Below are 21060 nucleotides of genomic sequence, written 5' to 3'. Positions count from 1 at the left end.
TAATTAAAAATACAATTTCTAACTTACTATTTTGAAATCGCAAAATTTTAATATAATTCTTTATTTTAGAAAAGTTGATTTTTTATAAAAAAACAGTGTAGACTTAAACGTATTGTATGAAAGGAGGACAACTTATGGAATGGATTTCATCTATTGTAGATAGCGGAAATAATATTTTATGGACATATATCCTGATTATTTTACTTTTAGCAGCAGGATTATATTTTTCAATTGGTACAAAGTTTGTACAAATTCGTCTTTTTCCTGAAATGTTTCGTCTGATTGTTGAAAAAAGAGATGGCGAATCGGGTGTGTCACCGTTTCAAGCCTTTACGATTAGTGCCGCTTCACGTGTTGGCACTGGGAATATCACAGGTGTTGCCTTAGCCATTGGTGTCGGGGGCCCTGGTGCTGTATTTTGGATGTGGATTATCGCTATTTTAGGGATGGCAACCGCCTTCATCGAAAGTACTTTAGCGCAGGTGTACAAAGTCAAGGATGGCGATACGTTCCGAGGTGGACCTGCCTACTATATGGAGAAGGCATTAGGTCAAAGAAAGCTAGGTATTATCTTTAGTATTCTATTAACATTAAGCTTTGGATTTATTTTTAACGCTGTACAATCGAATACTATCGCAACTTCAGTTGGAGATGCATTTGACATAAGTCCAAAGGCCATCGGGGTTATGCTAGTAGTGTTAACAGCATTAATTATTTTTGGTGGTGTACATAGAATTGTAAAAGTAACACAAATTCTTGTACCTGTCATGGCGATCTTTTATTTACTTGTAGCCCTTTTTGTTGTGGTGACAAATTTATCTGAAATACCGAATGTATTCAAACTAATTTTCACGCACGCATTTGGTCTTCAAGAAGCGGCTGGTGGAGCAATCGGTGCGGCTATCATGCAAGGGGTACGTCGTGGTTTATTTTCCAATGAAGCTGGTATGGGTAGTGTGCCTAATGCAGCAGCTACTGCCAATACCTCACATCCCGCGAAGCAAGGGCTTGTACAAAGCTTAGGTGTCTTTTTTGATACGATTATGATTTGTACGGCGACAGCCTTTATCATTATTTTAGCTGGTTTATATGATACAGGTGAAAGCAACGGCATTATTTTGACGCAAGATTCTTTAGCTGTGCATGTTGGGGGCTGGGCTCCATATTTCATTGCCATTTCCATCATCTTCTTTGCTTTTAGCTCGATTATCGGTAACTATTATTATGGTGAATCCAATATTGAATTTATGAATGCCCATAAAGGTTGGATGTTTAGCTATCGTATTTTAGTGTTAGTTATGGTAATGTTTGGCTCGTTAGCACAGGTACAGCTTGTGTGGAACTTAGCTGACCTATTTATGGGTCTCATGGCTCTCATCAATATTGCTATTATTATGCTTCTTGGAAAAATTGCCTTCCTTGTATTAGACGACTTTACCCTACAACGTAAAGCTGGTAAAAACCCTGTCTTTTATGCAAAATCGATTCCAACGTTAAAAAATACAGATTGTTGGGAAGAAGATCGATAAAACAACGAACGCCACTCCTAATTTAACAGGAGTGGCGTTTTGCTTTAATATTTAAACTGACTAATGAGTTGCTTTAATTCATCTGCCATATGTGCTAGTGCTTGAGCAGAGGCATTGATTTCTTCCATTGAAGCTAATTGTTCCTCTGTCGATGCCGCTACATCCTCTGACGCAGCTGCATTACCTTTTGCTGAGAATGCCAGATCTTCCGTCACTGCTGCAACCTCTTGAACACCTGCAGACATTTGCTCTGAGGCTGAGGATACTTCCTCCATTTTAGGCGTAATTTCATTCATACTTGCCATAATAACTTGGAATTTTGTAATAGCTTCATCTGAAATATGCAATCCACTTTGCACATCCTCCGTCACCTTCGCCATAATCGTAACAGATTGCTCTGTTTCTTGTTGAATTCCTCGAATCAGCTCAAAAATTTGCTTTGCCGATTCCTGTGACTGCTCGGCTAGCTTGCGCACTTCATCTGCCACAACCGCAAAGCCTTTTCCATGTTCACCCGCTCGTGCTGCCTCTATTGCTGCGTTTAGTGCCAGTAAATTAGTTTGATCTGCGATGCTTGTAATGACATCTAAAATAGATGTAATTTGCTGTGATCGTTCATGTAAAGTTTGGATTTTCGCATTGGAATCCGCTACGGATAAATGGATGGACTGCATTTGATCCTTTGTATTTTGAACGGCTTGTCCACCCTCATCTGCTTGCAATGTTGCATGCTGTGAAAGATCGGTTACAGCAGAGGAGATTTCCGCTATGTGAAGAATAGCTGTTGAAAGCTCATGCAGTGACTCTGCATTTTTATTGGCGCTAATCGTTTGAGAATCAGCACTTGTTGCGACATCCTGAATCGAAATCGCTACTTTTTCAGTCGCAATGCTTGTCTGATTCGCATTGGCTGTTAGCTCTTCTGCTGACGAAGCGACTTCCTCTGCGTTTTGTTCAATCTTTTGAATTAGTGTCCGTAAGCTTTCTTGCATGTCATTAAAGGCCTGCCCTAATTGACCAATCTCATCATTTGAAGAAACCGTCACCGTCTCTGTGAGATCACCTTTACTAATTGTAACGGCGCTGTCCTTTAATGCTTTAATTGGTTTAATAATGGCCTTCATTACAAAATAAAAGACGATGGAACTAATAATAATAGCTGCCACTAATACAAGAATTGTATGATACAAAATGGAGGAAGCGGACTCATCAATTTCTTCAGCAAAAATTGTTCCGGTAATTTTCCAATTTGTTAATTCATTTGTTGTATAGAACAGGATTCGATCATCACCGTCAAAGACATAGTCATAAGTGCCCGATGAATTTTCGTACATTTTATCAAGGAAGCTTTCTTTCAGCTCTCCGCCTGCTTCTAGGGTCGGATGTGAAATGACTAAGTTATTTTCCCCAAAAATAGAGGAATAGCCATTTCTCCCAATCCGAATCGAATCGGCAACTTTTTGCAGGTCTGTTAGCTTGATATCAATTGCCACAACACCAGAGTGATCCTTAATCTGTTTGGCAACTGTCACCACCATATCGCCGGTTCCTGCGTCCTTATAAGGGTTAGTGATTAGGGTTTCTCCTTTAAGAGCTGTTGCCTCTTTATACCAATCTCGATCTAATGGATTGTAGTCCGCATCATTTAATCGAGGCTCTGTGTAAAGTCACCGTTATTCATGCCAATATAAACACTCAAAACATCTGGATTCAGCTTAGTATATTGCTGTAATTTTGACACAATCGATGCTTGTGCTTGCTCATACTGTTGAGCATCTACTTCACTACTAAAGACGTTAATTTCATCCATTTTTTCGCTAATGGTTTTATCAATAAGCTTATTTAAAATGCCTACACTTTCATTGGCACTAAATAAAATTTCTTCTTTAATGGAATCTTTTGCAGATAAGTAGGATAAACTCCCCACAGATATCACAGGGATAAGTAATACAAGCGCAAATAGCGTATAAAGCTTGCCTTTAAAACTGCTAAATAGTTTCTTCATATATCAGTCTCCTTTTAATTTACACGTGAAAAAATACTCTATTTTTCCACCATCTTTCCCTTTCTTTATCTGCATAACATTTCTCCCCTTACTTTTATCGGACGAAAAAAATTTTTTCAAACAATTTTATGATTTTCCTACTATTCAGTCTTTCCCGAAAAATAAAAATCCCCTATATTCGCCATTATTATGATGACAATATAGGAGTAATTTCGCTTATTCTAGTAAATAAATAGCCTGCTGAACATCAGCAATTGACAATGTATCCTGTAATATTAACTTTTCATTTATACTAATAATGGAGGTGAAGAGACTTTGAGTAAACCAGAGTTATATGTAAATTTAGTAGTTGGACCAGATTGTGATTTCGAATCCATGGCCATTAGAGCGGCACTTGAATCATTTGGCGCCAGGGTCACACTGCATTTGATTGGAAGACCCAATGATTTGATTGATGTCTTATCTGGAGAGGACCTTTATGGCAGAATGGACTATCTTATTTTAAATTTCCACGGCAATGAAGGGCGCTTTTGTTTACCCGAGTTAGGCGAAGAAGTGTATGAGAACGATGAACCTCAAGATCTATACTTTGGACCAAGGCATATTGAGTCCTATTGCCGGCTACAAAATGTCAAAGTTCTAGCAACAGGCTGTACATTAGGTTGGCAGCAGCTAGCAACAGCCTTTTTAGCGAGTGGCTGTCAATCCTATTTAGCACCTGATGATTATATTGACGGCAATGCGAATCTTATGTTTGTTATTCGTTATTTTTATGAAATCATCACCAATCAAAAAAGTCAGCAGGAGGCGTTTGACCTTGCGCAAGCCATTGACTCTGAAACAGCCATGTACAAGCTTTATGTAGCAAATTAAAAGATCGTAGCAACAGATGATTGCTACGATCTTGTGTATTTATGATTGGTTTCTTTCTAGCATGGCCTCTGTAAAAGCTTGAGACTCCCCTTTTGCTATACTTAATGTTTGCCATTCAGAGCCCTTTACTTGTTTCGCAATATAAATAATTTGACCAACATGCTGTGCATAATGAGCCATTTGTCTCTCAATGGCATCGATCACAGCTAGCTGCTCTCCTCTAATGGTAACATGCCTCTCCAAATCAGATTCGCTTAAACTCGCCAAAGTATCTAAAAAGACTTGCCAGCCCTTTTCCCAAACTGCGATAATAGATTCTTTTGTATGAAGACTATCCATAAACTCATCATCCCGATTTCTTGTAGCCTTCTCACCATCTGTCGTTAAAAAATTCGTCCAACGTGAAATCATATTGCCACTAACATGCTTCACAATGACAGCTATATTATTAGATTCTTCATTATACGCCCAGTGCAGCTGTTCCTCTTCTAATTGGGCAAGAGCCTTATCCCCTAACTCTTTCACATTTTGGAATCTCTTTTGAACAACCTGTAAATAGGTTTGCGCAATCGTTGTCATTGACCCCCATCCCTTCTTTTCTATCATTTTACAATAGGATGAGCTAATTGCCAGAAATAAATTTTCTTACGATGGCTACCATTTTTTCTTGGACTTCTTCTTGATCACCATTTATTCGATAACCAATATGATAAACATATCCGTTATCATACGTATAAAATTCATTAGCACTGGTTGTAGTCATTCGAAAGACTCGCTTATCTGCCTCATCATAATCATAGTATATATATGCAAAACCTCGGTCAGGAGTCATCTCTCGATAATACAAAGGGTTCAAAAAATTAAAGCCTACATTCTTGAGGTTACTCCCCTCAATGTTCTCAATATTTTCTGTAAGTTTACGGTTAGCTAATGGGTTACGCTCTACGTTCGTAATTGTAAAATGAATATACTGCAAATCTACACCTGCAAGAGATTTTTCTTTAAAGCTAAATTGAAATTGCGTTTGTAGGCTACCATCTTTCATATCTGAAGTTACCGCATAGACCTCCTGAATATTTGCTTGAAACGGCAGATCTTTAGGCTCAATTAGATGGACTGCATCCCCCATTGTAGATGCTACTTCTTGCATAGCCCCGAAACCTTGAAGCGGAGCATAATACTTGATATTTTCACGGTGATTGAGTGAATCGGCAATTTGAAAATACTGACTGTATGTTGTAGCAGTTCCATCTACCTCTGTCTGAAATAATTCAGTGAATGTAGGTACTTCCCCTTCATCCGTTACCTCAGTCGCCAATTGATTCATTGGTTGTGTTGCTTGCCACGCAATAAATAGTAAGAGCGAACAAGTGATCAACATTGTGACTGCACGATATGTTCACTTTGTCTTGGATGGATGTGTTTGCTGTTGGATTTGTTGTCGAACGTTTTGAATGATCGCCTCTTTATGAGCTGTGACATCCTTCAAAATATGCATTGTATGCTTATCCATGGAAAAGTACCTCCCATTCGATATTTTGTAAATCTACTTTTAAAAGCTCTTTCCCTTTTTTTAAACGTGATTTCACCGTACCTTCAGGAATCTCAAGTAATTCAGCATTTTCTTTAATTGTCATTTCCTCTAAGTAATAATAGACAATCGCTTCTCGTGGCTTAATGGGTAACCGTAAAATTGCTTCATCTAATAAATCTTGTTCATCCTGAAGAATAAGTGTATCCTGCAAGACCGACTTTTGTTTGGTAAAAAATTTATGCTGAAATGTAATTTTTCGATATGCCCAGCTTTTTAAGTAATCCTTACATTTATTAATCGTCATGCGTGCCAAGTAAGCCTTCATTTCTCCTCGTTCTTCATAATGTTTTTGATGGTAGAATTTAATAAAAACATCCTGCACAATATCCTCGGCTAGTTGTAAATCCTTTGTATAGTAATAAGCAATTCGAAATAATTGCTCCGTATGTATAGCCATTAGTTGCTCTAATTTTTCGTTATCAGACATGCTTGCCCCTCCTACTACACTATAAACGATGCTCAACTAGAGAAAGATTATTTTTCCAGAACAAAAAAACCGTCTCTTAAGTCCGAGACGGTTTATTGCTTTTTATAAATTTTCATCAATATATGTTTCGATATCAGAAGCTATCGTATCAATTGGGACATCTTCAATATTTTCAGCATAGCCATTATACATTTTGACGATAACACCATCTTTATCGACTAAGAAAAATTGATTACCATGTATGACTTGATCACTGTTAGGGTCGTTTTTCACTAAAATTTTGGTATTTTTCACAGCAAATTGTTCAATATATTTTTGTGAATATCCTGTTAGAAGGTTCCATTTTGATTCATCTGGTACATTGTATTTACTAAGATAATCGGCTAACACCTCTGGTTTATCCACATCTGGATCTACTGAAAAGGCAACAATATGATAATCCTCTACTCCTTTTTTCTGGAGCTTTTCTTGCACTTGTGCCATATTCAATGACATGGGCGGACAAATCGACACACAGTTCGTAAATATATACATGCCGATCCAAGGCTTGCCTTTCAAACTTTCTAGTGAAATCGTTTCACCACGTTGATTTACATGTTCAAATTCGGGTATTTCCAGGCTATAATCTGCTTTAAATTTTGAATTTCCACATGCTCCTAGTACGGATGCACAAGTCAGCAGTAGAACTAGCCCTAGTAATTTACGTTTCATGGTCAACACTCTCCCTAACCTTACACTATCCTCATCCTAACGTAGGTTGTAAGCGTTGACAAGAACTACTAAGTGACAGCTTTCGTACATCTTTGTGAAATGTATTTCATTTTAACGAAACGAGTGCAGCATGAATCGCATCCAGCTTTACTTCGACGCGGTGCAACAAATAAAATGACACTAAAATCGGAAAACCGATATCGGATATCATGTTTAACCACTGTTCCATTAGGTCTCCTCTCCTCTCTCCTACGGTAAAAAATGGCCTTTGCAGTTCCAATTGCAAAGGCCATCGATGAATTATTCTGTTGCTACATCAAATTCCGTTACTTGACGATCTACAAGGCGTGCCCCCTTAATGGCAGACAAAGCCCCTACCTGTCCGGCAAATACATTTTTCGCCACAATCGTTTCCATTGCCTGCTGAATTTCAGCCACTGAGACATTGGGCTTTGGAGCATCAATCGTTAATGTTGTCGTTTTACCATCCACTGTTGCAAATTGTAACTCTAATACTTGTGCCATGCTGTAATCCCCCCTTAAGATATATCGCTTGTTTCTTGCTTTGCAATGCTAGACAAAGTCTGTGATGAAAGACTTGCAAAAGCATGCGCCACAGCTAGTAAATCATCCGCACTATGTGTGTTGTTAAGATTACGATACGATTTTGTTGTGAATTTCGGTTCATTTTGCTCATCATAGCCATCTTCATACTTGAGACGCAGAGTTGCACTAATAAAGTTAACGTTTGCCATCTAACGTCACCTCCCTTCTTGCACACTATATAAAGATGAATTGCTAAAAAAGGGACATTATAGGATGAATTTTTTTTCGGAAGCTCTTATAATAGAGTAAGAGAAGGCAAAGAGGTGAACGATTTGTTACAAGGTTGGTTTTTATGGTTTATTTTATTTTGGGTTGTCGTCCTCATTTCATTGATGGCTATTGGCGGATTCTTTATGTTCCGTAAATTTTTAAAAGCATTACCTAAGCAGGATGGAAAATCTGACTTAGATTGGCAGGAATATTATTTAGATAAAACAATTCACTTATGGGGACAAGCTGAAAAGGACTTACTCTATGAGCTAGTAAGTCCAGTACCTGAGCTCTTTAGACAAGTAGCAAAGGAAAAAATCGCAGGCAAAATCGGTGAGCTCGCTTTAGAGGAAAAAGCAGCTGCCATTAACAATGACCTCATTATTCGTGGCTATATCCAAGCAACACCCAAGCGCGATCACAAATTTTTACGCAAAAAATTAGAACAAATGCAAATTGACATCGCCCCATACGAACACTTATTTGAATGATTATGAAAACGCTGCACATCCATTTGGTGCAGCGTTTCCTTTTGTTCTCGAATGCTGCTGTTGGCTATCCATTGCTTTAGCGATTCTATCCTCCCGCTGTTCTATCCACTATTTTCGCGATTCTATCCGTCAGTTTCACTGTCCTATCCGTCACTTTCATGATTCTATCCACGCTTCTTGGCTCTATCCTTCCCTTTGCAGGTTTTATCCGCTACTTTTGCTGTTCTATCCACCACTTTCGCGATTCTATCCGCCACTTTCACTGTCCTATCCGTCACTTTCATGATTCTATCCACGCTTCTTGGCGCTATCCTTCTCTTTGCAGGTTTTATCCGCTACTTTTGCTGTTTTATCCATCACTTTAGCGATTCTATCCATCACTTTCGCTGTTCTATCCACGCTTCTTGGCTCTATCCTTCACTTTGCGGGTTTTATACGCTACTTTTGCTGTTTTATCCATCACTTTTGCTGTTATATCCTCCACTTTTGCGATTCTATCCCCTTCTCTTGGCGCTATCCTTCTCTTTGCAGGTTTTATACGCTACTTTTGCTGTTTTATCCATCACTTTTGCTGTTTTATCCATCACTTTTGCTGTTTTATCCATGACTTTTGCTGTTCTATCCATCACTTTTACGATTCTATCCCCTTCTCTTGGCGCTATCCTTCTCTTTGCAGGTTTTATCCGCTACTTTTGCTGTTTTATCCATCACTTTTGCTGTTTTATCCTCCACTTTTGCGATTCTATCCCCTTCTCTTGGCGCTATCCTTCTCTTTGCAGGTTTTATCCGCTACTTTTGCTGTTCTATCCACTACTTTCTCACTTCTATCCGTCACTTTCCCTTTGCTAACCACCACCTTCGCCTTACTATCCCACGCTTCAATCCACCCCATAAGAATGCGATCCAACACCTCTTCACGCTTATGAGCATAAAAAAACTACACTAGCTTCTGCACTAGTGTAGTTGTGGAATTGTTTTTTTGACTCTTTTAAACTGGATGAGCATAGCAATTCGCCAAGGTAATAGCATGGCAAAGGCTAATATCCAGAACATTCCTGCTAATTCACCGACATCGATGGAGCTACTTAATATCATTTTCGCAACAACTCGGAAAACTAACAAGCCGATTAAGATGAAAACGAATGCTTTTGACCGTTTTAAATAAATATCTCGACCTTTAACTTCAAATTTTGAAGTAGCGATTAAAATCGTCGAGAACACCATTCCGACAGCTGCTGCCTCTAAAATTTGCATCGGTGGTACGCGGAATTGTTCGAATAGAAACATCAGTGCACCCGAAGACATCGCTATTGGTGGAATAATAATTTTCTTCTCATTTGTCGGCTTTTTGGAAGCTCTCATTCGAATGACCATGACAAAGCTTCCCATAAGAATGGCCATGATGGTCGACCCTATAACATAATAGTGAGAAGGGATACTGCTCAACATAAAAAATCCTCCTCTAATGTCTAATTAGCAATTTTGTCCAAGTAATTGATCAGCTACAGCCTTTAATCGTTCTGGCTCAAAGGGCTTGGTAATAAAATCCTTTGCCCCACTTTCGATCGCTTCTACGATTAACTTTTGCTGGCCTAAAGCTGTCACCATAATAATTTTTGCATGTGGAAATTCTGGAATAATTTTTTTTACTGCTGCAATACCTGTCATAACGGGCATCGTTACATCCATTGTAACTAAGTCTGGTTGTAACTCACGATACATCGCCACAGCTTCTTTACCATTTGCTGCCTTACCGACTACCTCATAACCCCATTCTGTAAACATATTACTGATTGCAACACGCATAAAAAGCGTATCATCCACTACTAAAACTGTCGGCACATGTTCATCTCCCTCTACGTTAAAGTTCGGTATGCTTCTTTAGTTTAACAAATTAAAAGCCTGTAAATCCACCGAAAATTGGCTGTAAAAGGCGTGTAATATACGTTAATCCATCAAAGAATAATAAGATCCCAACGGCAATCATTACATAACCGCCGATTTTCACAATTTTTTGGCTATGAGTACGAATCCATGTCATACGTGAAATGAAGAACGAAAGCACGAAGAATGGAATCGCAAATCCTAAATAATACGCGAACATATAGCTGAAGCCCGCACCTGGGTTTGTACCAGCTAACATGATAATGGACGCTAGGATGGGTCCAGTACAGGGTGTCCAACCTGCCGCAAAGGCAATCCCTATTAAGACGGACCCCAAATAGCCAGATGGTCTATTTTTAAATTGAAACTTACGATCCTTCATTAAGAAGTCTATTTGCAATAATCCTACAATCATTAAACCAAATACTACGATTAAAATAGCCCCAACCTGTCGTAATAATGTTTGATAATTTAGGAAAAATTCTGCCGCTAATGAAGCACTTAGCCCAATAATAATAAAGATAATTGAAAAACCTAGTAAAAAGAATAATGTGTGGAAAATGGCACGTTTTTGTAGCATACCTTTTTCCGATTTTAGCTCATCTAATGTCATACCCGTTATGTACGATAAAAATGCTGGATACAGTGGGAGAGTACATGGTGAAATAAAACTTAAAAACCCTGCACCAAAAGCTAAAAATACGTTAATATCAGATCCCATATTTTATAATCGCTCCTTACAGTTACTGCATCCATCGTACCAAAAAACAGAATAAAATGCGCCCTTCCAGTTTGTGAACGTTTCATGGCAAAAGTATGAGATTTTTGAGAAGTGCCACTTCGCTACTTTTGCATTATGCTCTCCCGTTATTGTTCTGTCAACAAATTGCGCCAATATTCTACCCTTTCGTAGCAGCAATCACTCCACTTATTCCCACAGTCTTGACATTGTCGATTAGTTGGCGTTACTGTTGAAATAGGCTTCTGTATTCGATAGACACTACTGACCAAATGCTATTGTAAGAAATCATTTACAAAGACAAGGATATCAGGAAACCGAATCATCTGATGACCTTATTATAAGTTGATACTATTATTATCCCCCTTTACATTTCGACAAAATCTCTCTTTACATAAGATGTTTATTTGAATCCGTGAGTAAATGACTTATTTTCATGTATAATGATGATAACAAATGAGCATTTGATCGAGAAAATGAGGTGTAGCTCCTTGGAACTAAGAAAAATTAAACCTAAAAAAATTTATGAAGAAGTGTCCGAAATTCTACATGAAAAAATAAGAGCTGGTGTCCTAAAACCAGGTGATCGTCTTGACTCTGTTGAACAGCTCGCAGAACAATTACAAGTTAGCCGATCTGCTGTACGTGAGGCGCTCTCCGCTTTAAAAGCGATGGGATTGATTGAGATTAAACAAGGCTCTGGGACATTTGTTAAAAGTGTGTCATCCAATCAACTTGATTTTCCATTGTCCACTGCGATGTTAACGAATAGACAGGATATTGCTCATTTATTAGAGGTGCGCAAGATTATTGAGGTAGGAGCAGCAGCAAGTGCAGCTATCCATCGTACGGAACAGGATATACAAGCCATGCTACAAATTTTAGAGGATATGAAGCAAGCCAACGGTGATGGCGAGCTTGGTGAAAAAGTAGATTATCAATTTCATGCGGCCATTTCTACTGCCTCTCAAAACCCCCTACTCGTTACCATCCTAGATCAAATTTCTGGCCTTATGATTGAAACAATGAAAGAAACTCGCCGAATTTGGTTGTATTCCAAAAAAACAACGAGCGAACAATTATATGATGAACATATGCAAATTTTCCTCGCGATTAAACAGCAAAATGAGGAGTTGGCCAAACATGCGATGGCTTCTCATTTAAGCAATGTTGAAAAGGTGCTCCTACAGTATTTCGAATTAACGGAATCCAACTCCGAGTAAAACTACCTACCTCTTCACTAGGTAGTTTTATTTTTTCAGAAAATTCTCTGAAAACACTTTTATTCTTTTAACAAATTGTTGTATGATATAACCATCAAAAGTCATCAGATGACCAGTTGTTTAGAAAAGGAGCGATGAAAATGAGAGTATCACTATTTGCCACTTGCCTAGTAGATATGTTTCAAGGAAATGTCGGAAAGGCAGTTGTTGAAGTGCTGGAAAGACTCGGCTGTGAAATAGACTTTCCTGAAAATCAAATTTGTTGTGGGCAGCCTGCGTACAATAGCGGTTATGTGAAAGAATCCAAAAGTGCCATAAAAAAAATGATCACTGCTTTTGAGGAAGCTGAATATGTGGTCTCCCCTTCTGGTTCCTGTGCTTATATGCTGAAAGAATATCCTGAAATATTGAAGGACGATCCACAATGGGCATTAAAAGCACAGGCTTTAGCGGATAAAACATATGAATTTACTGAATTTATTGTCCATGTCTTAAAAATAGAAGATGTTGGTGCTCATTTCGAAGGCAAAGCTACATACCATACATCCTGCCATATGACTCGTCTGCTCGGTGTAACGGATGCTCCGTTAAAATTATTAAGCCATGTCAAAGGACTACACTACACGGATCTCCCAGGTAAAGATCGGTGCTGTGGATTTGGCGGCACTTTCTCAGTCAAAATGGGCAATATCTCTGGAGAAATGGTCAATGAAAAAGTACAAAATGTGGAAGAAACAGGCGCTGACATTTTAATTGGGGCCGATGCCGGCTGTTTAATGAATATCGGTGGTCGCATTCAGCGCCAAGGGAAACCAATTCAAGTGATGCATATTGCTGAAGTTTTAAACTGCCGATAAAAGGGGGAAATAAATCATGGCAATGAAGACAAGTAATGAGCCATTCCATCAGCGTGTAACAAAAGAACTTAACAATCACTTTATGCGTGGGGCTGTCTCAAGTGCGCAAGAACGCTTTCAAACTCGCCGCTTACAACAAGCTGACGAGCTCGGTCATTGGGAAGAATGGCGCTCGCATGGAGAGGAAATTCGCAAGCATGTTTTAGCTAACCTTGATTATTACTTATATCAATTAAGTGACAATGTTGCCAAAAGAGGCGGACATGTGTTTTTTGCTCATACGGCAAAAGAAGCAACCGATTACATTCAAGGCATTGCCAAAAAGAAGGATGCTTCGAAAATTGTCAAGTCGAAATCGATGGTGACAGAAGAAATTAACCTAAATGCAGCTTTAGAGAAACTTGGCTGTGAAGTGATTGAGACAGACCTTGGCGAATACATTTTGCAGGTCGCGGATCATGAGCCTCCCTCCCATATTGTGGCGCCTGCCCTACATAAAAACAAAGAGCAGATTCGAGATATTTTTAAGGAAAAACAAGGCTACACGCAAACAGAAAAGCCAGAGGAGCTTGCTCTCTATGTGCGACAAAAATTACGAAATGACTATTTAACCGCAGATATTGGGATAACAGGCTGTAACTTTGCCATTGCAGAAAGTGGCTCCATTACGCTTGTCACAAATGAAGGTAATGCTGATTTAGTCACGGCTTTACCGAAAACGCAAATTACGGTTATGGGAATGGAAAGAATTGTCCCTACCTTTGAAGAAATGGAGGTTCTTGTGAGCCTATTAACAAGGAGTGCGGTGGGTCAAAAGCTAACTAGCTATATTACGACATTAACCGGAATCAAAGAAGAGGGTGATACGGATGGACCAGAGGAATTTCACCTAGTTATTGTAGATAATGGACGCTCGGCTATTTTAGGTAGTGAATTCCAGCCCATTTTACAATGTATCCGCTGTGCTGCTTGTGTAAATGCTTGCCCTGTGTACCGTCATGTTGGTGGCCATACGTATGGTTCCATCTACTCCGGGCCTGTTGGCGTTGTCCTTTCACCACTTTTAGGAGGCTATGATGATTATAAAGAATTGCCATATGCTTCTACATTGTGTGGGGCTTGCACAGACGCATGTCCTGTCAAAATCCCTTTACATCAGCTGATTCATCGCCATCGCCAAGTCATCGTTGAAAATGAAGGCAAAGCACCTGTTTCTGAAAAGCTATTAATGAAGGCATTTGGCTTAGGTGCTTCCTCCCCTACTTTATATAAGATGGCAACCAAAATGGCGGCACCAGCAATGTCCCCGTTTACGAAAGACAACACCATTTCGAAAGGACCAGGTCCATTAAAAGCATGGACTGAAGCGAGGGATTTTCCTGCACCAACAAAAGATAGCTTTAGAGATTGGTTGAAAAACCGTTCAAAAGGAGGCGAACACCAGTGACAGGTACCATTCACAATCGAGAATCCTTCTTAGCCAACATCGCAAAGCAGCTTGGACGTTCACCAAAAATAGAACTTTCACGCCCAACGTGGCAATATCAGCCACAAGACCGCATTCTCAAAGATGCCACAAAGGACGAATTAGTAGAGGTATTAATAAAGCAGTGTGCTAATATTCATACTGATATTGTCATTTCCACTACCGCAAAGCTATCTGAAGATTTACAATCCGTTGTTGACCATTATGGGGGTCAGTCCATCATTACATGGCATGATAAACGATTCCAAAAGTATGGACTATCACAATTAATGACCGAACAATGGCCACAAGCTAATATTCAGCATTATGAATGGAATGCACAGCACCAGGAGGAAAACATCCGACAAGCTGAAAAAGCGAATATTGGTATTACAATCAGTGAAATGACCTTGGCAGAATCGGGGACTGCTGTACTTTTTAGTAGCAAGGATAAGGGACGTAGTGTTAGTTTTTTACCAGAAAAATCGATTATTTTAATTCCGAAAAGTACGATTGTTCCTCGTATGACACAGGCAGCACGTTGGATTAGTGAAAAAATCCGTCGTGGTGAAAAAATTGCCTCCTGCATCAACTTTATAACGGGTCCAAGTAACTCAGCAGATATCGAAATGATTTTAATCGTTGGGGTACATGGCCCCATTCAAGCAACGTATATTGTTATTGAGGATCAATAATTAACAAAGGCATGCAAAGTTTATGCATGCCTTTTGGTTATGTTGTTGAATTAGGAATACTTTCTGCTATAGCTTTTTGATCATAATACTCTGGATGTGCTTCTCTTAAGATGGATGGTCGCAACATTACAAGTGAAATTGAAATTATAATGACGCTTGTAACAGGTAAAATAATTGTTGCTGGTACAGTATCATATAATATACCGTAAATAACCATACCTATTGGCATCATGGACATTGCCATGGTCTCTAATAAGCCTAAGACGCGTCCACGGTATTCCTCAGAGATGATTTTTTGCATATACACCCCTATTGGCATATTAATGCCCATCTCGAATATAGCAAAAATAAAGTAAATGATTAGATAAAAGATAACGACTGCTAAGTAGGAGAAATCTGTAACTAATGGAATGACGGCTAAAGCTACACTCCCTGACAATAGCAATAAGCTTATTTTTGAGAAACGTAATGGCACTTTAACCTCTGATCTTGATGCAAAGTATACGGAAGCTCCCAGCATACCCGCTGCTCCTGAAGCCTGAATAAAGCCGAAATGCGTAGATTCTACTTTCAGTAATTCAATGATAATGAATGTTCCTCCGACAGATATGGCAGAAAAGAATAAATTAATCCATAATGCTACCCACATAATTGTTTTAATGACTTTACGCTGCTTGATGTAATGGAACCCACCTTTAAGACTTTCCCAAACCTTTTCCTTCTTCACATCTTTTCCTCTTGTACTATAGAGGTTAAAATCCATTGTTGCCTCTAAACAAAAGGCAATAGCGTACGCCACCATATTGACCATTAAAAAAACGTCGATATTAAAAAATCCGTACATCATCCCGCCAATGACTGGCCCCCCAATGGCAGCCACGGACATGGACATTTGATTAAATGACATCGCACGCTGTAAGCGCTCTGGATTAACAAGCGTAGCAATAGCTGATGAAAATGTAACACCGGAAAAGGCAGAGCAGATCGTGTTAAACACAGTAGCAATGTAAATAGCGTAAACTGACATCCCTACCGTTTCTGTATATAACAGTAACCCCCCAACGGTTACAATAGTCCCTGCCTGCGCCAGTAAAATTGTTCGTTTTTTCGAATAATTATCCGCAACATACCCTGCTATAGGTGCCACAAGAGCACGAGGTAACACAGAACAAATCATATTCGTTGCAAAGCTCATGGCCGACCCTGTCATGGCTAATATATATAAGCTAAAACCAAATGCCATCACATGTGCCCCTAGCATGGCAATCATTTTACTCGCTGTAAATGTCCATAAATGATAGGTAGCCTTCTTTAATTTCTCCGCTTCATTCATCTCAAAACCCCTCCGTTTTTTAACTAAATTAAAAAGTTTAATCATGTTAAACAAAATATATCATAGCTCCCCCTTTTCATGCAAGAAAAAGTTTAATATAATTAAACAAAAGGAGGCGAGGCAGTGGATTCTTTAGGCACACGCATTCGTAAATTAAGGAAAGAACAAAAATTAACATTAGAGGCACTAGCCGGTGAGCGTCTAACAAAGGGCATGTTAAGCCAAATAGAAAATGATAAGGCCAAGCCTTCCATGGAAAGCCTTGATTATATTGCTGAACGTTTAGGGGTGAAAGCTAGTGAATTACTGGAAGAAGTAACGTCATCCTCACTTCGCCCGCTTTTAGAGCAGGTTGAAATTTTATTTGCAGAAGTAAAACGGGGTGATGCCGACCATCATCAAGAAATTGTTAATCTCATTAAGCCATCTGTAGAGAATCTTCCACTTAGCTACGAAGCTGGACGGTTATTGTATATTTACGCATACGCTCAGTATGAAGCTGGATTAACAACTTGGGAATCCCCGCTTCAGCAAGCTCGTACTATTTTTAAGGAAATTAATTTACGCAGCCATTGGTTCAAAACATTTGTCCTAGAGATTTCAATTTTAGCAGCAAAGCGTCAATATACATCGGCTTACGCTCGTATCTTACAGGCAAAGGAAATTATTGAACAAGAAGACTATCAGCTCGATTCCCGCGATGCCTTATTAATGACTTATTATACGAGTATATTCCAGCTCGCAATTGGTGAGCATGAGGAAGGGAAAAAATTAATTCAAGAGTCAATTACTAATGCCCATAAAAACCAACTGTTCTATCAAATTGATAATATGTACAGGATTGGTGCCTATTGTGCTATGATCGATCATGATTTTGAACAAACAGATCATATGTTTATGAAGCTAGCGCAATATCAGGCATTTGCGGAACGTGTTGAGGTGGACGCCTTTATTTTTGTATTGAAGGCACATTATTATAATAGTTACATCCATAATTATGAGCAAGCTCTGATTGAAATAGAACGTTTTAATGAGCTTAGGAAGCATGAGTATATAGACAAGCTGGATCCTAATTTTTATTATGCTGAAAAAGGAAAATCCCTCTATTTACTTGGTCGTTATGACGAAGCGAAGGCTGCATTTGAACAATATAAAAACATACCGATTTATATTAGTCACCCATATGATATTTTAAGCTTACATGAGTGTTTTTCCTATAAAGCCCTGTGCTATGCACATTTTGGGGAGCTAACAACAGCCTACGACATTGCAAAAATGGCCTACACAGATTCATTAAATTTAGTGGATTTACCTTACAAACGAAAAATTGAGGAAGTCTATCATTCGATTAAAGCACAAATTAATTCTGTAGAATAAAACATTATGGGTTCGATGCAAGGTGCTACTGCCCCATATCGAACTCATTTTTAATTATTTTATTTAGCTGTTTAGAGGAACAAATTTCATTTGATGTGCCAGGAATTCATTTTTAGCCTCATCAAATTGATATGTAATATAGACATCACCTACATATTGCGGAGATACTCCAACACTAGCACCTAGCACTACAGTTAATTTTTGATTGTCTAATTTATAATAAACGACCCCTCCAAAATTAAGATGCTCTTGCTCTACGTGTGGATCTAGAGCGACAACATTCACATGCTGTTCAGTACCTTGCACTACTACTTGAATATTTAGATTCTCTCCTTTTTTAGTAATTTTCGATTCGAAGTGATCCGAAATAATTTCTTCAAAAGGCTGTACGTTTATTTCGGAGAGGTTCTCACTATTCAGCACATGTACTTCATCAATCGTTAAACCAGTCCCTCTTCCTGTATTTATAATTACTACTGCTTCTTTTTTCCCGTCCCCTGTAATATCCGTATAATAAACTTGAGGCTCTGTAATGGTCGTAAAACGCCAATTAAACTCTTTCTCCATATTATTTACTGCAACAGTTACACCACTGAAACCATCTGAAACTTTTGTTTTTGGTGTGAGCTGTACTTCATTGTTCTCTGAAAACCAAATAATACTTTCCTTCGCCTCTTGTTTCGGCTGCATTGATAATTGTTCGGTTGAAGAGTTCTCATCCTTCTGAGAACTTTCTTGATGAACACTACAACCCACAAGCAATAAAATACTAGACAATACCAACATACCAAATTCCTTTTTCAACCTATTTGTCCTCCCCATTCTAAAAAAACTGGGACATAACGTTGACTCTCATTTTTCTAATTGGAAAGTTCACTTATGCCCCAGTCTCTCAACTAAGTTCTTAGTTCAATTTATCTTTTCTAATATCCTTTTGTATTTTACGTAATGCTTTTTTGGACCCTCGCTCGATATCGTGCTGAAGCTTACGTGCTTGATAATCAACAAATAATGTCTCTAAATCATATCCCTCGGGGTATAATTCTGTTGCAGGTAGTTCTAAGGCAAGTCGCTTAACATTTACCTCTAGTATTTGCCCCTTATAGAAGACGCTGACATTATTGTAAGGATCCATTTCTTCGTATACGAGCCCTATATCATCATAATCCAGTAATTTCACGCGGTCCCCTTTTGCATAGGCATATACTGTTGTCGCTTTCGCTTTCTCTATCTTTGGCTTACGGATTTTACTGTCTTGAACAAGTGTTAGCTGATAATCCTTGTTATTCATATAATCCTTTGCTCTTTGTAAAACTGTTTCACGGACATTCATTTTTTTAGAAATCCAAAGGGCATTACTTTCTCCTGATGTGCCAATCATTAATTGATACAAAGGCTCTAGTGTTTCACTATTAAAGCGCATCGCTGCATTCATAAAATCAGGGTGCATTTCTGAAAATCGTTTAATTTCGCCATAATGTGTTGTTGCAACGGTCATACAGCCCATCTGATAAAACTCTTCTAAAATAGCTATTGCTAACGCTGCTCCTTCATTTGGCTCTGTACCACTGCCAATTTCATCGAACAGTAAAAGTGTATGATTATTCGCCGCCCTCATAATATCGGAAAGGTTTTTCATATGGGAAGAAAACGTACTAAGAGCATTTTCTAAGCTTTGATTATCACCAATATCCACAAAGATATGATCGAATAGCGCCATCTCGGTTCCCTTCTCTGCTACGATATGAAAGCCTGACATGGTCGCTAACGTTAATAAGCCAATTGTTTTCAAGACAACGGTTTTCCCACCAGCATTTGGCCCCGTAATAATTAAGCTACGATAATCTTGACCGATGGTAAACTGTAGGGGCACGGCATTAGCTGGTAATAACGGATGCTTGCCATTTACTATGTTAATATAACCATAATCATTTAAACGTGGCTCCATACCACCAATTTGTCTGCTGAATTTTGCTTTGGCAAAGACCATATCATATTGACTAATCAACTCCATGTTAATCTGAATGGCATGAAGATGTTCCATTAAAAGTCCTGATAAAGTGGCTAAAATCTGATACTCCTCCACCGCTTCCTCTGCCTTTAAGGTAGCCAATTCTACATTCAATTTAGCAACTACACTCGGCTCCATAAAAACAGTTGCACCTTTTGAGGAAATCTCTACTACTGTACCCTGTACATGATTTTTGTAGGAAGCCTTTATTGGAATCGTATATCGATCATCCTTTTGGCTAATAAAGAATTCCTGAATATAGGGTTTGTTAGCACTGTTATTCAAAAATTTTGTTAAGCGTTCTTTAATTTTTTCTTCGGTCGTGTCCATATGATGACGAATACGCTTTAATTCTCGACTAGCAGCTGAATCCACACGATTGGCTTTTATCGCAAAATTAATTTCCTCCTCCACACTTTTAAACTCTGCCATTGAATGGGCGTAAGATGAAAGAACTGGTGCAAAAAATTCCTTATCCAACATGAATTTTTTGATATTGCGACAGCCTCTTAAAAAGTCTGACATACTAACTAGCTCACTTGGATCTAATATCATCCCTTTCGCAAGTTTGGTCATGATATGCTCAATATTGGAGACACCTAAAAAAGGTACATGGCCTTCTGCATCTAAAATTGCGCGCGCCTCTGTCGTTTCATTCAAACGAGTTTTCACAACTGCTAGGCTTGAGCTTGGCATTAATTTATCTAATAGCTGTTTTCCTAAACCGCTAACACAGTAGGATTTAACGATATTCTTTAATTCATGGTATTGTAACTTTTCTAGAGTAGTAAAATTCATTTTTTCATGCTCCTCATTGTAATGTTTGATCATACATGAAGATACCTACCCAATATTAGATAGCAATGATGTGTTAATAAAATAAAAAGCTGTGAGGAATCCCCACAGCTTAATCTTTAAAAGGCGAGCTTTTACGGCACCACAAATAAAACCTCTTGTTACTTGAAGGTTCATCGATAGTACGCCACGCTTGATAAAGTATTGTAGGTATCTACATAGGTTTTGAAATAAA

Annotated in this window: 23 protein-coding genes and 1 pseudogene; 8 read left to right on the top strand and 16 right to left on the bottom strand. The window is 38.6% G+C overall.

The window, feature by feature from the left end:
- Positions 1 to 134 precede the first annotated feature (134 nt).
- Entirely contained in the window at positions 135 to 1529 is a 1395-nt protein-coding gene (locus tag OU989_RS08195) for an alanine/glycine:cation symporter family protein (RefSeq protein WP_274796644.1), read from the top strand.
- A 44-nt stretch (positions 1530 to 1573) separates the two neighbouring features.
- On the opposite strand, the pseudogene OU989_RS23795 reads toward OU989_RS08195, so the two are convergent.
- Positions 1574 to 3534 (bottom strand): annotated as a pseudogene (locus OU989_RS23795) (methyl-accepting chemotaxis protein).
- A gap of 315 nt (positions 3535 to 3849) precedes the next feature.
- Between OU989_RS23795 and OU989_RS08175 the strand changes: the two are divergent.
- On the top strand, positions 3850 to 4407 hold the full coding sequence (locus tag OU989_RS08175; protein ID WP_274796641.1) for a delta-aminolevulinic acid dehydratase: 558 nt from the start codon (positions 3850 to 3852) through the stop codon (positions 4405 to 4407).
- A 39-nt stretch (positions 4408 to 4446) separates the two neighbouring features.
- On the opposite strand, the gene OU989_RS08170 is transcribed toward OU989_RS08175, so the two are convergent.
- The 7 genes from OU989_RS08170 to OU989_RS08140 form a co-directional block, all read right to left on the bottom strand.
- Positions 4447 to 4986 carry a DUF1572 family protein gene (locus tag OU989_RS08170; RefSeq protein ID WP_274796640.1) on the bottom strand — a complete coding sequence of 180 codons (540 nt, stop codon included), beginning with the start codon at positions 4984 to 4986 and terminating at the stop codon, positions 4447 to 4449.
- 43 nt (positions 4987 to 5029) lie between these two features.
- Entirely contained in the window at positions 5030 to 5788 is a 759-nt protein-coding gene (locus OU989_RS08165) for a hypothetical protein (protein WP_274796639.1), read from the bottom strand.
- A gap of 124 nt (positions 5789 to 5912) precedes the next feature.
- Positions 5913 to 6428 (bottom strand): sigma-70 family RNA polymerase sigma factor, encoded by a 516-nt coding sequence (locus OU989_RS08160; RefSeq protein ID WP_274796638.1) that lies wholly within the window; start codon positions 6426 to 6428, stop codon positions 5913 to 5915.
- Positions 6429 to 6530: 102 nt separating this feature from the next.
- Positions 6531 to 7139 (bottom strand): SCO family protein, encoded by a 609-nt coding sequence (locus OU989_RS08155; protein WP_274796636.1) that lies wholly within the window; start codon positions 7137 to 7139, stop codon positions 6531 to 6533.
- A 106-nt stretch (positions 7140 to 7245) separates the two neighbouring features.
- On the bottom strand, positions 7246 to 7368 hold the full coding sequence (locus OU989_RS08150; RefSeq protein ID WP_004229459.1) for a YvrJ family protein: 123 nt from the start codon (positions 7366 to 7368) through the stop codon (positions 7246 to 7248).
- Positions 7369 to 7439: 71 nt separating this feature from the next.
- The gene (locus tag OU989_RS08145; protein ID WP_274796635.1) at positions 7440 to 7664 is read right to left on the bottom strand and encodes a DUF2922 domain-containing protein; all 225 of its coding nucleotides are present in this window, start codon (positions 7662 to 7664) and stop codon (positions 7440 to 7442) included.
- Between the two features lie 14 nt (positions 7665 to 7678).
- Positions 7679 to 7894 carry a DUF1659 domain-containing protein gene (locus OU989_RS08140; RefSeq protein WP_274796634.1) on the bottom strand — a complete coding sequence of 72 codons (216 nt, stop codon included), beginning with the start codon at positions 7892 to 7894 and terminating at the stop codon, positions 7679 to 7681.
- Positions 7895 to 8017: 123 nt separating this feature from the next.
- Between OU989_RS08140 and OU989_RS08135 the strand changes: the two genes are divergently transcribed.
- Positions 8018 to 8446, top strand: a complete 429-nt coding sequence (locus OU989_RS08135) for a DUF2621 domain-containing protein (protein ID WP_274797296.1) — start codon at positions 8018 to 8020, stop codon at positions 8444 to 8446.
- Between the two features lie 494 nt (positions 8447 to 8940).
- Here OU989_RS08135 and OU989_RS08130 read toward each other — a convergent pair whose 3' ends face one another.
- From OU989_RS08130 to OU989_RS08110, 5 genes are all read right to left on the bottom strand, one after another.
- Positions 8941 to 9075: a hypothetical protein gene (locus tag OU989_RS08130; protein WP_274796633.1), complete on the bottom strand. Its 135-nt coding sequence runs from the start codon at positions 9073 to 9075 to the stop codon at positions 8941 to 8943.
- Between the two features lie 113 nt (positions 9076 to 9188).
- Positions 9189 to 9353: a hypothetical protein gene (locus OU989_RS08125; protein ID WP_274796632.1), complete on the bottom strand. Its 165-nt coding sequence runs from the start codon at positions 9351 to 9353 to the stop codon at positions 9189 to 9191.
- A 47-nt stretch (positions 9354 to 9400) separates the two neighbouring features.
- Entirely contained in the window at positions 9401 to 9895 is a 495-nt protein-coding gene (locus OU989_RS08120) for a CcdC family protein (protein WP_274796631.1), read from the bottom strand.
- 24 nt (positions 9896 to 9919) lie between these two features.
- On the bottom strand, positions 9920 to 10288 hold the full coding sequence (locus OU989_RS08115) for a response regulator (RefSeq protein ID WP_274796630.1): 369 nt from the start codon (positions 10286 to 10288) through the stop codon (positions 9920 to 9922).
- A gap of 52 nt (positions 10289 to 10340) precedes the next feature.
- Positions 10341 to 11051, bottom strand: a complete 711-nt coding sequence (locus tag OU989_RS08110; protein ID WP_274796629.1) for a cytochrome c biogenesis CcdA family protein — start codon at positions 11049 to 11051, stop codon at positions 10341 to 10343.
- A gap of 509 nt (positions 11052 to 11560) precedes the next feature.
- On the opposite strand from OU989_RS08110, the gene OU989_RS08105 reads away from it, so the two are divergent.
- From OU989_RS08105 to OU989_RS08090, 4 genes are all read left to right on the top strand, one after another.
- Complete coding sequence (locus tag OU989_RS08105) at positions 11561 to 12292, top strand: FadR/GntR family transcriptional regulator (RefSeq protein ID WP_274796628.1); 732 nt, start codon at positions 11561 to 11563, stop codon at positions 12290 to 12292.
- A 140-nt stretch (positions 12293 to 12432) separates the two neighbouring features.
- Positions 12433 to 13149: a (Fe-S)-binding protein gene (locus tag OU989_RS08100; protein WP_274796626.1), complete on the top strand. Its 717-nt coding sequence runs from the start codon at positions 12433 to 12435 to the stop codon at positions 13147 to 13149.
- 16 nt (positions 13150 to 13165) lie between these two features.
- Complete coding sequence (locus OU989_RS08095; RefSeq protein WP_274796623.1) at positions 13166 to 14596, top strand: LutB/LldF family L-lactate oxidation iron-sulfur protein; 1431 nt, start codon at positions 13166 to 13168, stop codon at positions 14594 to 14596.
- Complete coding sequence (locus tag OU989_RS08090; RefSeq protein ID WP_274796621.1) at positions 14593 to 15309, top strand: LutC/YkgG family protein; 717 nt, start codon at positions 14593 to 14595, stop codon at positions 15307 to 15309. Before OU989_RS08095 ends, OU989_RS08090 begins: the two co-directional genes overlap by 4 nt.
- Positions 15310 to 15346: 37 nt before the next feature.
- Here OU989_RS08090 and OU989_RS08085 read toward each other — a convergent pair whose 3' ends face one another.
- Complete coding sequence (locus tag OU989_RS08085) at positions 15347 to 16642, bottom strand: MFS transporter (RefSeq protein WP_274796620.1); 1296 nt, start codon at positions 16640 to 16642, stop codon at positions 15347 to 15349.
- A 123-nt stretch (positions 16643 to 16765) separates the two neighbouring features.
- On the opposite strand from OU989_RS08085, the gene OU989_RS08080 reads away from it, so the two are divergent.
- Positions 16766 to 18019: a helix-turn-helix domain-containing protein gene (locus tag OU989_RS08080; protein WP_274796619.1), complete on the top strand. Its 1254-nt coding sequence runs from the start codon at positions 16766 to 16768 to the stop codon at positions 18017 to 18019.
- Between the two features lie 63 nt (positions 18020 to 18082).
- On the opposite strand, the gene OU989_RS08075 is transcribed toward OU989_RS08080, so the two are convergent.
- Both OU989_RS08075 and OU989_RS08070 read right to left on the bottom strand, forming a co-directional pair.
- Entirely contained in the window at positions 18083 to 18823 is a 741-nt protein-coding gene (locus OU989_RS08075; RefSeq protein WP_274796618.1) for a hypothetical protein, read from the bottom strand.
- A gap of 100 nt (positions 18824 to 18923) precedes the next feature.
- Positions 18924 to 20828 (bottom strand): endonuclease MutS2, encoded by a 1905-nt coding sequence (locus OU989_RS08070; RefSeq protein WP_274796616.1) that lies wholly within the window; start codon positions 20826 to 20828, stop codon positions 18924 to 18926.
- Positions 20829 to 21060: the final 232 nt, after the last annotated feature.

This window comes from Lysinibacillus irui (assembly GCF_028877475.1).
Classification (GTDB): domain Bacteria; phylum Bacillota; class Bacilli; order Bacillales_A; family Planococcaceae; genus Lysinibacillus; species Lysinibacillus irui.
Note: the sequence above shows the minus strand (reverse complement) of the source record. Positions and strands in the feature narration are given on the sequence as shown.

What these genes read in the sequence shown, in the direction of transcription:
- OU989_RS08095 (WP_274796623.1), top strand. Translation starts at nt 13,166, where the DNA reads ATGGCAATGAAGACAAGTAATGAGCCATTCCATCAGCGTGTAACAAAA.
- OU989_RS08150 (WP_004229459.1), bottom strand. Translation starts at nt 7,368, where the DNA reads ATGGAACAGTGGTTAAACATGATATCCGATATCGGTTTTCCGATTTTA.
- OU989_RS08195 (WP_274796644.1), top strand. Translation starts at nt 135, where the DNA reads ATGGAATGGATTTCATCTATTGTAGATAGCGGAAATAATATTTTATGG.
- OU989_RS08085 (WP_274796620.1), bottom strand. Translation starts at nt 16,642, where the DNA reads ATGAATGAAGCGGAGAAATTAAAGAAGGCTACCTATCATTTATGGACA.
- OU989_RS08160 (WP_274796638.1), bottom strand. Translation starts at nt 6,428, where the DNA reads ATGTCTGATAACGAAAAATTAGAGCAACTAATGGCTATACATACGGAG.
- OU989_RS08120 (WP_274796631.1), bottom strand. Translation starts at nt 9,895, where the DNA reads ATGTTGAGCAGTATCCCTTCTCACTATTATGTTATAGGGTCGACCATC.
- OU989_RS08170 (WP_274796640.1), bottom strand. Translation starts at nt 4,986, where the DNA reads ATGACAACGATTGCGCAAACCTATTTACAGGTTGTTCAAAAGAGATTC.
- OU989_RS08070 (WP_274796616.1), bottom strand. Translation starts at nt 20,828, where the DNA reads ATGAATTTTACTACTCTAGAAAAGTTACAATACCATGAATTAAAGAAT.
- OU989_RS08155 (WP_274796636.1), bottom strand. Translation starts at nt 7,139, where the DNA reads ATGAAACGTAAATTACTAGGGCTAGTTCTACTGCTGACTTGTGCATCC.
- OU989_RS08140 (WP_274796634.1), bottom strand. Translation starts at nt 7,894, where the DNA reads ATGGCAAACGTTAACTTTATTAGTGCAACTCTGCGTCTCAAGTATGAA.
- OU989_RS08165 (WP_274796639.1), bottom strand. Translation starts at nt 5,788, where the DNA reads ATGTTGATCACTTGTTCGCTCTTACTATTTATTGCGTGGCAAGCAACA.
- OU989_RS08100 (WP_274796626.1), top strand. Translation starts at nt 12,433, where the DNA reads ATGAGAGTATCACTATTTGCCACTTGCCTAGTAGATATGTTTCAAGGA.
- OU989_RS08110 (WP_274796629.1), bottom strand. Translation starts at nt 11,051, where the DNA reads ATGGGATCTGATATTAACGTATTTTTAGCTTTTGGTGCAGGGTTTTTA.
- OU989_RS08145 (WP_274796635.1), bottom strand. Translation starts at nt 7,664, where the DNA reads ATGGCACAAGTATTAGAGTTACAATTTGCAACAGTGGATGGTAAAACG.